Origin of the sequence: Rhodanobacter thiooxydans LCS2, assembly GCF_000264375.1 — a bacterium.
GTDB classification, from domain to species: Bacteria; Pseudomonadota; Gammaproteobacteria; order Xanthomonadales; family Rhodanobacteraceae; genus Rhodanobacter; species Rhodanobacter thiooxydans.
In genome coordinates this window covers 1-13,678 of sequence record NZ_AJXW01000108.1, presented here as the reverse complement: position 1 = coordinate 13,678, position 13,678 = coordinate 1, and the positions used below count along the sequence as shown (strand labels likewise).

General features: G+C 68.3%; 12 protein-coding genes. 8 read left to right on the top strand and 4 right to left on the bottom strand.

Annotated elements, in window-relative coordinates; all coding sequences use genetic code 11:
- The first annotated feature begins 93 nt into the window (after positions 1 to 93).
- The 4 genes from UUA_RS17485 to UUA_RS17470 all read left to right on the top strand — a co-directional run bounded on the left by UUA_RS17485 (position 94) and on the right by UUA_RS17470 (position 3,966).
- Positions 94 to 954 (top strand): zinc-ribbon and DUF3426 domain-containing protein, encoded by an 861-nt coding sequence (locus UUA_RS17485; protein ID WP_039954434.1) that lies wholly within the window; start codon positions 94 to 96, stop codon positions 952 to 954.
- A gap of 156 nt (positions 955 to 1,110) precedes the next feature.
- On the top strand, positions 1,111 to 1,434 hold the full coding sequence (locus UUA_RS17480; RefSeq protein ID WP_039954433.1) for a helix-turn-helix domain-containing protein: 324 nt from the start codon (positions 1,111 to 1,113) through the stop codon (positions 1,432 to 1,434).
- Between the two features lie 69 nt (positions 1,435 to 1,503).
- Complete coding sequence (gene purH / locus UUA_RS17475) at positions 1,504 to 3,114, top strand: bifunctional phosphoribosylaminoimidazolecarboxamide formyltransferase/IMP cyclohydrolase (RefSeq protein WP_008439320.1); 1,611 nt, start codon at positions 1,504 to 1,506, stop codon at positions 3,112 to 3,114.
- 141 nt (positions 3,115 to 3,255) lie between these two features.
- Entirely contained in the window at positions 3,256 to 3,966 is a 711-nt protein-coding gene (locus UUA_RS17470; RefSeq protein ID WP_008439318.1) for a glutathione S-transferase, read from the top strand.
- 100 nt (positions 3,967 to 4,066) lie between these two features.
- Here UUA_RS17470 and UUA_RS17465 read toward each other — a convergent pair whose 3' ends face one another.
- Positions 4,067 to 4,591, bottom strand: coding sequence for a DUF2782 domain-containing protein (locus tag UUA_RS17465; protein ID WP_008439316.1), 525 nt, complete (start codon positions 4,589 to 4,591; stop codon positions 4,067 to 4,069).
- A 120-nt stretch (positions 4,592 to 4,711) separates the two neighbouring features.
- Between UUA_RS17465 and polA the strand changes: the two genes are divergently transcribed.
- The 3 genes from polA to uvrD all read left to right on the top strand — a co-directional run bounded on the left by polA (position 4,712) and on the right by uvrD (position 10,284).
- Positions 4,712 to 7,459 carry a DNA polymerase I gene (gene polA / locus UUA_RS17460; protein WP_008439315.1) on the top strand — a complete coding sequence of 916 codons (2,748 nt, stop codon included), beginning with the start codon at positions 4,712 to 4,714 and terminating at the stop codon, positions 7,457 to 7,459.
- 328 nt (positions 7,460 to 7,787) lie between these two features.
- Positions 7,788 to 8,006: a hypothetical protein gene (locus tag UUA_RS17455; RefSeq protein ID WP_008439314.1), complete on the top strand. Its 219-nt coding sequence runs from the start codon at positions 7,788 to 7,790 to the stop codon at positions 8,004 to 8,006.
- Positions 8,007 to 8,079: 73 nt separating this feature from the next.
- The gene (uvrD, locus tag UUA_RS17450) at positions 8,080 to 10,284 is read left to right on the top strand and encodes a DNA helicase II (protein ID WP_008439313.1); all 2,205 of its coding nucleotides are present in this window, start codon (positions 8,080 to 8,082) and stop codon (positions 10,282 to 10,284) included.
- Between the two features lie 3 nt (positions 10,285 to 10,287).
- On the opposite strand, the gene UUA_RS17445 is transcribed toward uvrD, so the two are convergent.
- Positions 10,288 to 11,307, bottom strand: a complete 1,020-nt coding sequence (locus UUA_RS17445) for an alpha/beta fold hydrolase (protein WP_039954429.1) — start codon at positions 11,305 to 11,307, stop codon at positions 10,288 to 10,290.
- 203 nt (positions 11,308 to 11,510) lie between these two features.
- Between UUA_RS17445 and UUA_RS17440 the strand changes: the two genes are divergently transcribed.
- The gene (locus UUA_RS17440; RefSeq protein WP_008439311.1) at positions 11,511 to 12,089 is read left to right on the top strand and encodes a hypothetical protein; all 579 of its coding nucleotides are present in this window, start codon (positions 11,511 to 11,513) and stop codon (positions 12,087 to 12,089) included.
- 18 nt (positions 12,090 to 12,107) lie between these two features.
- Here the strand turns inward: UUA_RS17440 and UUA_RS17435 are convergent, their stop codons facing one another.
- Both UUA_RS17435 and UUA_RS17430 read right to left on the bottom strand, forming a co-directional pair.
- Entirely contained in the window at positions 12,108 to 12,575 is a 468-nt protein-coding gene (locus tag UUA_RS17435) for a hypothetical protein (protein WP_153022873.1), read from the bottom strand.
- Between the two features lie 40 nt (positions 12,576 to 12,615).
- A partial coding sequence (locus UUA_RS17430; protein WP_008439309.1) for a heme biosynthesis protein HemY occupies positions 12,616 to 13,678 on the bottom strand: 1,063 nt, incomplete at its 5' end.

The window sequence follows — 13,678 nt, the reverse complement described above, 5'->3', positions numbered from 1 at the left end:
TCACCGGCATGGCCGTCCGGAGCGTCGGGCATGCACTGAAGCCGCCGCGACCACCCTGCTAAGCTTGCCGGGTATCGACCCGCAACGGCCCGCATGTATACCCAGTGTCCTGAATGCCTGTCCGTGTTTTCGCTTGACGCGCAGACGCTGGCGCGGGCGCACGGCCACGTCGTGTGCGGGCATTGCGAAGCCGGCTTCGACAGCCTCGCCACGCTCGCCGAGCAGCTGCCGCCGGAGCCGTTTGTCGAGCTGTCGCTGAACCAACCCGCGCCGGAACCGCCGCAACTGGACCTGGTGGTCTATCGACCGCGTCCCGAACCGCCGGCGGTAGTCGTTGCCAATGCGGCGGTCGCCGCGGCCACACCCCGGCCGGCCATCGAGGATTTTTCGCAACTGGTGTTCGCACCGCGTTTCGCCCGCGAGCCGCGTGTGCCGCCGCAAGGGCGGGCGGCCCGAGGTAGCCGGCGGCACCTGCACTCGTCCGGTGAGCGGCACTGGCCGTGGCTGGTGGCCTGCCTGTTGCTCACGCTGTTGCTCGCCGCGCAGCTGGCCTGGGCCAAGCGCGACGAGCTGATCCGCCAACCCGCCGTAGCCCACTGGCTGCACGACGGTTGCGCCATGCTCGGCTGCGAACTGCCGCTGGTCGCCGCGCCGCGGCAGCTGCACCTGCTGGCCAGCAACGTGCAAGCCCATCCCAGCGTCGCCGGCGCGTTGATGATCAGCGCCAGCGTACGCAACGATGCCGCCTTCGCCCAGCCCTGGCCGGTGTTGACGGTCACGCTGTCCGACGCGCAGGGCCAGCGCATCGCCATGCGTCGGCTGCAGCCGGCGGAGTACCTGGATGACGCCACCATCCAGCGCCATGGCCTGGCGCCTGGCGGTAGCGCCGTGCTGCTGCTGGAGGTGGAGGATCCGGGCGACAAGGCGGTGGCATTCGAGATCGGTTTCGAATAATGACGTTCGCGGTACTTAAAATTGTCGGCCCGCGCGGGTAGACTCGACCGCTCGCGCCGACATGTCTGACGACATGCAACAGACGCCGCGACACGCAAGAGCAGCCATAACCATAAGCAGCGACCGATGCAGTCGCCACTTCGCACGCGAGGGAAAATGTCCGTGAATGCCGTAAGACTGCCTGCTGCCGAGGCCGCAAAACAGGCCTTGTTGCAGGGCACGGGTTCGCCTGGCGCCAGCCTTCAGGGGCAGAGTGCGCTGAGCGAATGCGTCACCCGCATGGTGCGCCGCTACCTTGCCGACATCGGCGACACCGAATGCGCCGAGGGCCTGCATGCGCTGGTGTTGCACGAGGTCGAGGTGCCGCTGCTGCGCGAGGTGCTGGCATTCCACGACGGCAACCAGAGCCGCGCCGCCAGCGCGCTCGGCATCAACCGCGCCACCTTGCGCAAGAAGCTGGCTGCGCACGGTTTGCTGTAATCCCTCGATCCGGCCACCCCTGCACGGGGCGGCTATAATGAGCGGCTTTCCCGCCAAGGAACCCCGCCCATGTCCGCCCCCCAGCTCGTCCCGGTCCGTCGCGCCCTGCTCAGTGTCTCCGACAAGAGCGGCCTGATCGAGCTGGGCCGGCGCCTTGCCGCGAAAGGCATCGAGCTGCTCTCCACCGGCGGCAGTGCGAAGGCGCTGCGCGAAGCGGGCATCGCGGTCACCGAGGTCAGCGACCTCACCGGTTTTCCGGAGATCATGGACGGGCGCGTGAAGACGCTGCACCCGAAGGTGCATGGCGGCCTGCTCGGCCGCCGCGGCACCGACGACCAGGTGATGGCCGAGCGGGGCATCGCGCCGATCGACCTGCTGGTGCTCAACCTCTACCCGTTCGAGAGCACCGTGGCGAAGCCCGATTGCACGCTGGAGCAGGCGATCGAGAACATCGACATCGGCGGCCCGGCGATGCTGCGCTCGGCGGCGAAGAACTGGAACGACGTGGGCGTGCTGACCTCGCCGGAGCAGTACGAAGGCGCACTCGTCGAGATCGAAAGCCAGGGCGGCCTCACCCGCGGCACCCGCTTCAGGCTCGCGGTCGCCGCGTTCAACAACGTGTCCAGCTACGACGGCGCGATCAGCGACTATCTGTCCGGGCTGGAACTCAACGACACGCAGGACGCAATCGCCGGCCATGCCGCCTTCCCCGGTCAGGTCAACGGCCGCTTCGTGAAACTGATGGACCTGCGCTACGGCGAGAACCCGCACCAGCAGGCCGCGTTCTACCGCGACCTGTACCCGGCGCCGGGTACGCTCGCCACCTTCCGCCAGTTGCAGGGCAAGGAGCTGTCGTTCAACAACATCGCCGACGCCGACGCCGCGTGGGAATGCGTGCGCAGCTTCGTCAAGCCGGCCTGCGTGATCGTCAAGCACGCCAATCCGTGCGGCGTGGCGGTGAGCCTGGACGGCATCGGCAAGGCATACGAGCTGGCCTTCCAGACCGATCCCACCTCCGCCTTCGGCGGCATCATCGCGTTCAACCGCGAAGTCGACGGCGCCACCGCGAAGGCCATCGTCGAACGCCAGTTCGTCGAGGTGGTGCTGGCGCCGGCCTATGCGGATGACGCGCTGAAGGCCTTCCACAAGAAGGGCAACGTGCGCGTGCTGGTGATCCCGACGCCTGCCGGCGGCGACTTGCGTGCCGCGCACCCCGGCATGAATTCCAAGCGGGTCGGTTCCGGCCTGCTGCTGCAGAGCGCCGACACCGGCATGATCAGCGCGGCGGACCTGAAGGTGGTCACCCGCAAGACGCCCACCGAGGCGCAGATCCACGACCTCATCTTTGCCTGGAAGGTGGCCAAGTTCGTCAAGTCCAACGCCATCGTCTACGCGAAGGAGCGCCAGACCATCGGCATCGGCGCCGGCCAGATGAGCCGCGTCTACAGCGCGAAGATTGCCGGCATCAAGGCCGCCGACGAAAAACTCGAAGTGCGCGGCTCGGTGATGGCGAGTGACGCGTTCTTCCCGTTCCGCGATGGCATCGACGCCGCCGCCGCGGCGGGCATCAGCGCGGTGATCCAGCCCGGCGGCTCGATGCGCGACGCCGAGGTGATCGCCGCCGCCGACGAGCACGACATGGCGATGGTGTTCACCGGCATGCGCCACTTCCGCCACTGATATCACGCGCCCGTGTAGGAGCGCACTCTGTGTGCGATGCTCTTCGTCACCTGACGCAAAAGCATCGCGCACAGAGTGCGCTCCTACACGCCCCGTAGAAGTCGCGCGTGCCAGCATCGGAATCAGTCCGGGGACATGGCCATGCGTTACGAACTGTATTACTGGACCGGCATCCAGGGCCGCGGCGAGTTCGTGCGGCTGGCGCTGGAAGACGCCGGCGCCAGCTACGTCGACGTGGCCCGCGAGCAGGGCGACGACGCCATCGTGCGCTACCTCGACGGCGTACACGAGGGTTCGCTACCGTTCGCGCCGCCGTTCCTCAGGGCCGGACGCCTGCTGATCGCGCAGACCGCGAACATCCTGCAATACCTCGGCCCGCCGCTCGGCCTGGTGCCGGAAAGCGAGGGCCGGCGGCTGTACGCCCACCAGCTGCAGCTGACCATCGCCGACCTGGTCGCCGAGGTGCACGACTCGCACCACCCGATCGCCAGCAGCCTGTACTACGAGGACCAGCGCGTGGAGGCTCGCCGCCGCGCGGCCGACCTGCGTGCGACGCGGCTGCCGAAATACCTCGATTACTTCGAGCAGGTGCTGGAACGCGGCGGCGGCCAGCATGCCCTGCACGGGCACTCCTACGTCGACCTTTCGCTGTTCCAGTTGATCAGCGGGCTGGAATATGCGTACCCGCGCACCGTGCGGCGCCTCGGTCACCGGCTGCCGTTGTTGCTGGCGCTGAAGCAGCGGGTGGCCGAGCGGCCGCGCATCGCTGCCTATCTGACCTCGCCGCGGCGGCTGCCGTTCAACGAGAACGGCATCTTTCGCCATTATCCTGAACTGGACGAGCCGGTGTAGGCCGGCGGTGCGCCGCTCCTGCGCTGCCTCAACTCGGGCATCCATGCCCTCGCCATGCCCTCGCCGCGGCCCGCTTGAGGGGTTGAATAACCACAACCTCTCAGTGGCCGTTGTCGGCCGGCGGCGCCTCGCTGGCATTCTCGGCCGGCGGCCGGCTCTTGCCCCACTCCAACACCTTGTACATCACCGGCCCCACCGGCTTCATGCCGTGCTCGTCGACCAGCCGGCCCTGCGGATCGACCATGTAGGTCTGCTGGATGCCGTTTTTCGGGGTGACCACCACCATGTAGACGCGGCCGTTGCGGCTGTATTCCTGGATGCTGTTGTCGCCTTCCTGGCGGATCCGCACTTCTGGCGGCGCCTGCTCGCGGCTGCTCTGCACGCTGCCTTCGTCGCGCATCGCGGGCAGTGCCTGCGGCTTCAGGTCCAGCGACTGGCCGGACGCGGACGGCGCGACGTGCGTCGAGCGCTGCCTGACCGCCGGCCTGGCCTGGGATTCCGTCGCCTTCACGCCCGGGTCGTTGATCCCCGGGGGTGGCGGCACGCTCGCCGATGGGGCCGACTGCGCCAGTACGCTCGACGTGAACAGGACGCTGGCGGCAACCAGCAAGGCAGCGGTTTTCATGGCGGCAACCTCGTTTGGGGACCGCAGCATAACAGCGCCGTCGGCGGCCGTTCGTGAAGCGCGACGTTTCGCCGTGCATGCGAGAATGGGCGGGGTATGTCGACTCACGCGAAGCACACGATGCCCAAACTCATCCTGATCGACGGCTCGTCCTACCTGTACCGCGCATTCCACGCGCTGCCGCCGCTCTCCAACGCGCGCGGCGAGCCCACCGGCGCGCTGTTCGGCGTGGTCAACATGCTGCGCGCCACCTTGAAGGCGAACCCCGACTACCTGGCCTTCGTCAGCGATGCGCCCGGCCCCACCTTCCGCGACGCGCTGTACGACCGCTACAAGGCGAACCGCCCGCCGATGCCGGAGGAGCTGCGCTCACAGGTCGAGCCGATGCTGGCGACCGTGGGCGCGCTGGGCTTCCCTATCCTGCGCGTGGGTGGCGTGGAGGGCGATGACGTGATCGGCACGCTGGCCCTGCAGGCGCAGGCGCTCGGCATCGAGGTGGAGGTTTCCACCAGCGACAAGGACATGGCGCAGCTGGTCGGCCCGCACGTCACCCTGGTCAACACCATGACCGGCACCACGACGGATCGCGCCGGCGTGCTGGCCAAGTTCGGCGTGCAGCCGGAGCAGATCATCGACTTTCTCGCCCTCACCGGCGACGCCATCGACAACATCCCCGGCGTGCCCAAGTGCGGCCCGAAGACCGCCGCCAAGTGGCTGGCCGAGTACGCCACGCTGGACGGCGTGATCGCCAACGCCGACAAGATCGGCGGCAAGATCGGCGAGAGCCTGCGCGCCACGCTGCCGCAGTTGCCGCTGTCGCGCCAGCTGGCGACGATCAAGACCGACGTGGCGCTGGAGTTCGGCCCCACCGACCTGACCCGACGCGAGGCCGACACCACGCTGCTGCGCGAGCTGTACACGCGCTACGAATTCAAGGCGGCGCTGAAGGAACTGGACAATGCGGCACCGACCAGCGAAGGAGGCGACGACACTTCTGCCGCGACCACGACGAAAGGCATCGCGACTGACGTCGCTCCCGCAGGGGCGGCCGACCTTTCGTTCGCAGGCGACTACGAGCTGGTCACCACGCCGGCGCAGCTCGATGCATGGATCGAAAAGCTGCGCGATGCGCCACTGATCGCGTTCGACACCGAGACCACCAGCCTCGACGCGATGCGCGCGGACATCGTCGGCCTCAGCCTTGCGGTGGAACCGGGCAAGGCGTGTTACATCCCGCTCGACCACGACTATCCCGGCGCGCCGCCGCAGCTCGATCGCGACACGGTGCTGGCCGCACTGAAGCTGGTCTTCGAGGACGCGACGCGGCCCAAGCTCGGCCAGCACGCGAAGTACGACATCAACATCCTGTCGCACTACGGCATCGCAGTGCAGGGGCTCAGGCACGACTCGATGCTGGAGTCCTACGTGTGGAACACCACCGCCACGCGCCACGACATGGACTCGCTGGCAAAGAAGTACCTCGGCTACGACACGGTGAAGTACGAGGAGGTCGCCGGCAAGGGCGCAAAGCAGATTTCGTTCTCGCAGGTGGACCTGGACACCGCCTGCCGCTACGCTGCCGAGGACGCCGACGTCACCCTGCGCCTGCACCATGCGCTGTGGCCGAAGCTGGAGAGCGTGCCGTCGCTGCGCCGCGTGTACGAGGAGATCGAGATTCCGCTGGTGCCGGTGCTGGCCGAGATGGAACGCCGCGGCGTGCTGATCGACGGCGACGAGTTGCGCCGGCAGAGCCAGCAGCTGGGCAAGCGCATGCTGGAACTGCAGCAGCAGTCGTACGCGCTGGCCGGGCGCGAGTTCAACCTCGACTCGCCGAAGCAGCTGCAGGCGGTGCTGTTCGACGAACTGGGCCTGGAAGCGAGACTGAAGACGCCGACCGGTCAGCCGTCCACCAACGAAGAGGCGCTTGAGGCGATCGCCGACACCCACGAACTGCCGCGGCTGATCCTCGACTACCGCGGCCTGGCCAAGCTGCGCAGCACGTACACGGACAAGCTCTCCAGCATCGTCAACCCGCGCACCGGCCGCGTGCACACCAGCTACCACCAGGGCTCGGTGGCGACCGGGCGGATCTCCTCGTCCGACCCGAACCTGCAGAACATCCCGGTGCGCACCGAGGAAGGCCGGCGCATCCGCCAGGCCTTCATCGCGCCGCCGGGCTGGCGGGTGCTGGCGGCGGACTACTCGCAGATCGAGCTGCGCATCATGGCGCACCTGTCCGGCGACGAGGGCCTGCTCAAGGCGTTCCGCGAGGGCGGCGACGTGCACCGCGCCACCGCTGCCGAGGTGTTCGGGCTGAAGCCTGAGGAGGTCAGCGCCAACCAGCGCCGCGCCGCCAAGGCGATCAACTTCGGCTTGATGTACGGCATGAGCGCGTTCGGCCTGGCGCGCCAGCTCGGCGTGGACCGCGCCGAGGCTGGCGACTACATGGGCCGCTATTTCTCGCGCTACCCCGGCGTGCGCGCGTTCATGGACGCCACCCGCGAACAGGCCCATCGCGACGGCTACGTGGAGACGATCTTCGGCCGCCGCCTGTACCTGGAGAACCTCACCTCGCGCAACGCGGGCCTGCGCCAGGGCGCCGAGCGCGCCGCGGTGAACGCGCCGATGCAGGGCAGCGCGGCGGACATCATCAAGCGGGCGATGATCGCCGTGGCGGCGTGGCTGCAGGGCCGCGACGACGCCCACATGCTGATGCAGGTGCACGACGAGCTGGTGTTCGAGGTACGCGCGGACGCCATCGACGCCGTCCGCGCCGCGGTGAGCGAACGGATGTCCGGCGCGGCGCAACTGGCGGTGCCGCTGCTGGTCGACGTCGGCGTGGGTGCGAACTGGGACGAGGCGCATTGATGCCGCCGATCGCGGTTACGCATGCGCAACAAGGACTTGACGGTTAACGTTTCATGAGAATGAACCGCCTTTAAATTTCTTCGGAAACCCTGCAACTTTTTCGGCAAACCGCGCACTAACTCCACGGATGCACGCAACGGCATCCGCTGGCGAGCCCACCTCCCTGGGCAGCCACAGGCGCGAACCTCTCCCCTGGGTCTTCGCGCCTGCCCGCCCCGGAGGCTCCCCCTAGCCTCCGGGGCTTTTTTTGCCCGCGTTCCGCCCATGCCTGTACATTGCATGCACACCGGCACCCGGCATACTCGACCCACATCCAAGGGGAAATACCATGCGCGCAGGCCTGATCATCGTTGGCATCATCCTCATCGTGGCCGGTATCTGGGTGGTGGCGGGCCACGCCTTCTACCAGGACACCGACACCTTGCTGCAGGTCGGCTCGGCCAAGATCACCGCCACCCACGACAAGGGCGTGCCCCAATGGATCGGCATCGCCGGCATCGTGGTCGGTGCCTTGCTGGCGGTCGGCGGCTTCATGCAGAAGCGCTGAGCCGCAGCCTGGCTACCCCGAAAACCGCCGCCCTCCGCGGCGGTTTTCGTTGACGCCCACTACAATGGGCGGGATGGATGTCTCGTATCTGATCGACCCGCTCAACGCCGCCCAGCGCGAAGCCGTCTGCGCCCCGCCCGGCCACTACCTGGTGCTGGCCGGCGCCGGCTCCGGCAAGACCCGCGTGCTGACCCACCGCATCGGCTGGCTGACCCAGGCCGAGCGCGTGCCGCCGTGGGCGATCCTCGCCGTCACCTTCACCAACAAGGCCGCCGGCGAGATGCGCGCGCGGCTGGAAAGCCTGATCCCCGGCGGCACCCAGGGCCTCACCGTCGGCACCTTCCACGGCATCGCGCACCGGCTGCTGCGCCGGCACTGGCGCGAAGCGGGCCTGCCGGAGGCGTTCCAGATCCTTGACGCCGACGACCAGCTGCGGCTGGTCAAGCGCGTGGTCGCCGGGCTCGGTTTGGACGACGCAAAGTTCCCTCCGCGCCAGGCCAGCTGGCAGATCAACCAGTGGAAGGACGAGGGCAAGCGGCCCGATGCCATCGAGCACCGCGACCATCCGGTCACGCAGACCTTCGTGCGCATCTACCAGGCCTACGAAGACGCCTGCCGCCGCGCCGGCCTGGTCGACTTCGCCGAACTGCTGCTGCGCGCGCACGAGCTGTGGCTGAAGAACCCGGCCGTGCTGGAGCATTACCAGCAGCGCTGGCGGCACCTGCTGATCGATGAATTCCAGGACACCAACACGCTGCAATACGCGTGGATCCGCGTGCTCGCCGGCGCCACGGGCAAGGTCTTCGCGGTCGGCGACGACGATCAGTCGATCTACGGCTGGCGCGGTGCCAGGGTCGAGAACATGGCGCAGTTCCTGCGCGACTTCCCCGGCGCGCGCACGATCAAGCTGGAACAGAACTACCGCTCCACCTCGACCATCCTGAAAGCCGCCAACAGCGTGATCCAGCGCAACGGCAGCCGCCTCGGCAAGCAGTTGTGGACCGCCGGCGACGACGGCGAGCGCATCGCGCTGTACGCCGCCTACAACGAGCAGGACGAGGCGCGCTTCGTGATCGAGCGCATCCGTGAATACATCGACGAGCAAGGTTCGGCGAAGGACTGCGCGATCCTGTACCGCTCGAACGCGCAGTCGCGCAACTTCGAGGAGCAGCTGGCCCAGCGCAACATCAAGTACCGCGTCTACGGCGGCCAGCGCTTCTTCGAGCGCGCCGAAGTCAAGGACGCGCTGGCCTACCTGCGCCTCACCGCCAACCGCCACGACGACGCCGCGTTCGAGCGCGCGGTGAACACCCCGCCGCGCGGCATCGGCGAGCGTACGCTGGACGCGCTGCGCCGCCGTGCCCGCGGCGAGAACACGTCGATGTGGGAAGCCGCACTGTCCGAGCTGAGCGGCGGCAGCGAGCTGGCCGGGCGCGCGAAGAACGCGGTGAAGGCGTTCCTCGGCATGATCGACGCGATGGCGCACGCTTTCCAGCCACCGACGTCCGATGGTGAAAAGGACGCGCTCACCCTGGCCGAACAGATCGACCACGCGATCACCCATACCGGCCTGCGCGATTTCTACGAGAAGGATTCGCGCGGCAACGCCGAGTCGCGGGTGGAAAACCTGGACGAGTTGGTCAACGTGGCCAGCCGCTTCGAGCGCACCGCCGAGGACATCGACGCCGGCCTGAGCGAGCTCTCCGCGTTCCTCTCGCACGCCACGCTGGAAGCGGGCGAGAACCAGGGCGAAGCGTGGGACGACTGCGTGCAGCTGATGACCCTGCACTCGGCCAAGGGGCTGGAGTTTCCGCTGGTATTCCTGGTCGGCATGGAGGAAGGCCTGTTCCCCAGCCAGCGCTCGGTCGACGACGAAGGACGGCTGGAGGAGGAACGCCGGCTCGCCTACGTCGGCATCACCCGCGCCCGCGAGAAACTCGTCGTCACGCATGCCGAGTCGCGGCGCATGCACGGCGCCGAGATGCTGGCGCGGCCGTCGCGCTTCCTCGGCGAGATGCCCGCCGAACTGATCGACGAGGTACGCCCGCGCGTACACGTCACCCGCCCGTTGTACGCCGGCCGCCCGCACGAGATCGCGCCGTCGCTGGAGGAAGCGCTGCCGGTGAAACTCGGCCAGCGCGTCAGCCACCCCAGCTTCGGCGAAGGCGTGGTGATCAGCGCCGAAGGCAGCGGCGCGCACACCCGCCTGCAGGTGAACTTCGAAGGCGCCGGCAGCAAGTGGCTGGTGGCGGCGTACGCCAACCTGACGCCGCTGTAGCCGTCAGCCGCGCTTCGCCGGGAGCTGCTTCAGCACGCGCGAGACCGCATCGGCCACGGCTTGCGGCTGGTCCATCTCGATGTCGTGCGAGGTATCGGCCACCTTGCGCAGTTCGCCGCGGGTCGAACTCGCCACGATGTGCTGTTGGGTCGCGTCACGCGCCGCCTCCAGCGATTTGCGCATGCCCGCCGGTGCGTCGGCATAGGTACTTGCGGCCTGCAGCACCACCAGCGGGGTAGCGCCGTGCGATTCGTCCGCCGGCACCGACGGCGCGAACACCGACACGTTCTGCGCCAGCTCCGAACGCAAGGTATGCCAGAACGCCGGCTGCAGCTTGCGCGCGTGATTGGCCGCGGCCACGGCCGGGCTTTCCCATGGCGCCGGCCCGCCGATGCACTGCGCCAGCGCCGGCGACGGTGCGGCCAACTGTCCATGTTCGGAGCCCTGCTCGCAGCTGGCGATGAACGCATCGCGCTGCCGGTTCAGCGCCGCATCGTCCTTCATCCACTGCGCCGGCAGGAAGCGGCCCAGGTCCTGGGCGGGCGGATCGACCAGCACCATGCCGGCGATGTCGCCGGCATGCTCGCTGGCGTAGCGGCGCACGATGTTGCTGCCCAGCGAGTGCCCTACCAGCACCAGCGGCGCATGCAGGCCGGCCGCGTGGATCAACGCGTGTAGGTCGGCCACGTCAGCATCGAGTCCGCGCGGCAGCGGGCCCGCGTCGCTGAAACCGTAGCCTGCGCGGTCGTAGGAACACACGCACACCTGCTCCGCCAGCCGCGGCTGCACCCGGAACCAGCTCTGCGAGTCGGCGTGCGAGCCGGACTCCAGCAGCACCGTCACCGGCCCGCTGCCGCTGCAGCGCAGGTTGAGGCTGCGCCCCTGGCCGATGGCGATGCGTTGGCCAGGCTTGGCGTAACTATCCGGCGTCGTCGCGGGCGCTGGCGATCCAGCCATGGCGGAAGTGGCGATCAGCAGGCCGATGCAAGCCATACCCAGAAGTCCGACGTGTCCGTGTTCCATGCGTTGCTCCGGTCAGGGTCTGGCGTGGGACCAGCGTGGCTGATGGAAGTTCGCAGTCCAGAACACTTGCCCGCGGCCGCGATGACCCGTGCCAACCGGCTTGATTCGTGCCGACTGCGGCTTCTTGGCCCGACACCGTTCAGGGAAGTTCCGATGACCTGCCTCCGCCACCCGGATCGGACGATGGAATCCTGATGAAACCAATGCATCGCACCCTGATCGTGCTGGCCTGCACCGCCGCTGTGGTGTGTGCTGCCGAGCCGGCAAAAAGCGTTGCCGGAGTCGAAGCCGGCTTCGTGGCCGCCGCCGACGGCACGGCCTGGCTGTACACCACCGATGGCCGCCTTGCCGCGACGGCCACGATCCAGCTGCAATATCCCGCCGCTGGCGGTGCCGTGCAGTGCTGCCTGCGCCTGCAAGGCGACGCACTGGAAGCGCCAGACACATCGACCGAGCCAGTCACCGACGCGCTGTTCGGCAATCCGGTATTCCGCTACCGGTTGAAACAGTTGCCGGCCGCGCTGAAGGGCGACCCGTTCATCGGGACTGCAGTGATTGGCACCCGCACGGTGCATGCCGACCCGGCATCCGCCGGAACGATGCTTCGCATCGGAACGGCCTCGGGCAATGCGCCTCGTGTGCAAACCTGCCTGGGCAGTGAGGGCAGCAACCTGTTCCTGATCGCCGACGGCAAGCTCCAATCGCAGCTTTACTACGCCTTCGGCTACGACGTCAGCGCCACCTGTAACCCCGGATTGTTCGATCTTCCGACGGCGCAGTGAGCGGCACCCACAAAGCAATCATTGCAGACGCCGACCACCGCTGCAGATCACGGCTTTCGCGGGATACGTACTGGCACACCAAGTCTGCCAGCGTACCTTGTCCATTTCCCGCGTTCTCGAAGTGGCCCCGTTGTAGACGAACTCAAAGCTCACACCGCTGATCTGATTCAGGATGGCGGACAGTACGTCGTGGACAACCTCCAGCGCGTAGTGGCGAACCCCCTCGAAGGCAGCGGGCGATCCGTTCGCGAGTTCGATTTCCTTGATCGGCAAGGGCCGCATGTCGCCAAGGTGGTGAACGATGTAGGGAGCGGCATCCGGCCCGAGGGTCTCCAACTGTTCGAACGCCTGCATCTCCGTGCGCGGGTTGGTGGTCTCGTCAACCAACGCGGCAACCCTTCGCGCCATCGAATCAGACGAAGGAGACGACGTCGCGCATCCTACGATCGGCAAAGCAAGCAGGATGACCTTGATCATCTTGTGCATCGAGTCTTCCTTGAAAATCATCCAGCGACCGGAGCCATGCTCAGCCCGGCAACCGCGGCACCCCATGCATGTCGCGCTCCTCGATCGCGATCGGCTGCGTGTCGGGCTGACCGGGGTTGGCGCTCTGCGCCAGCGGGGCGACTGCATCACCACGGCCAAAGGCCAGCGCGTTGCGATAGCAGCGTTGCGCCTGCTCCGCATCGCCCTGGCCGGCGAACGCGTCGCCCAGGGCTTCCCAGGCGGCACTGCCCGGCGCCAGCGCCAGCGAGCGCTGCAGGTATTGCCGCGCCTTGCCCCACAGCTTCAGCCGCACGCACATGCGGCCAAGCGTGAGCAGCAGGTTGGCGTCGTTCGGATGCGCGTCGAGCCAGCCTTCGGCGCGGCGCAGGCGCGCCTCGACATCGTCACCGGCCAGCGTGCCGTAGGTTTCGATCAAGCTCGGCGACCACTCGCGGCGCAGCGCGGATTCCACCTCGTCCATCGCCGGCAGGGTCAGCCCGAACGCAGCGGCGCGGCGCGCGTAGGCGTCGATTACCGCGGGCACCCGGCGCTGGGTTTTCGGCAGCTGCGTCCACAACGCGTTGAGGTCGGCGCCGTCCGCCGCGGCCTGCAGGGTGGCGACCAGCACCTGCGCTTCCAGCGCGGCATAGGCGCGGTGGCCCAGTGCGCCGCTCTTCTGCAGCGGCGCCAGCGCTTCGCGCGCGCGCCGCAGGTCGCCGCTGGCCAGCGCCGCGTGCACCAGCTCGCGCCAGCCGCCCGGCGTCAGCGTGCCCTTGTCCGCTTCAGGCGCAAGCAGCGCCAGCGCCTCGGCCGGCTTGCCTTCGCGGCGCAGCAGGCGGGCGCGCAGCACGCGGGCCGCCTGCGGCGCAGACTGCGCCGCCTGATCCAGCGCTTCCAGCGCGCGACCGTGTTCGCCGCGGCGCAGGGCGGCCTCCGCGGCGGCGAGCAGGGCCGGGCCGCGCAGGCTGTCCAGCCGCGAAGCGCGGTTGAGGTCGCGCTCGGCGTCGCCGTGGCGGCCTTCCATCAACGCGATCAGGCCGGCGCCGAGGCGCTGCTGGCTGAGCCGCCGGTGGCGCCGCGAGAACGCGCCGAATGGCCAGCGC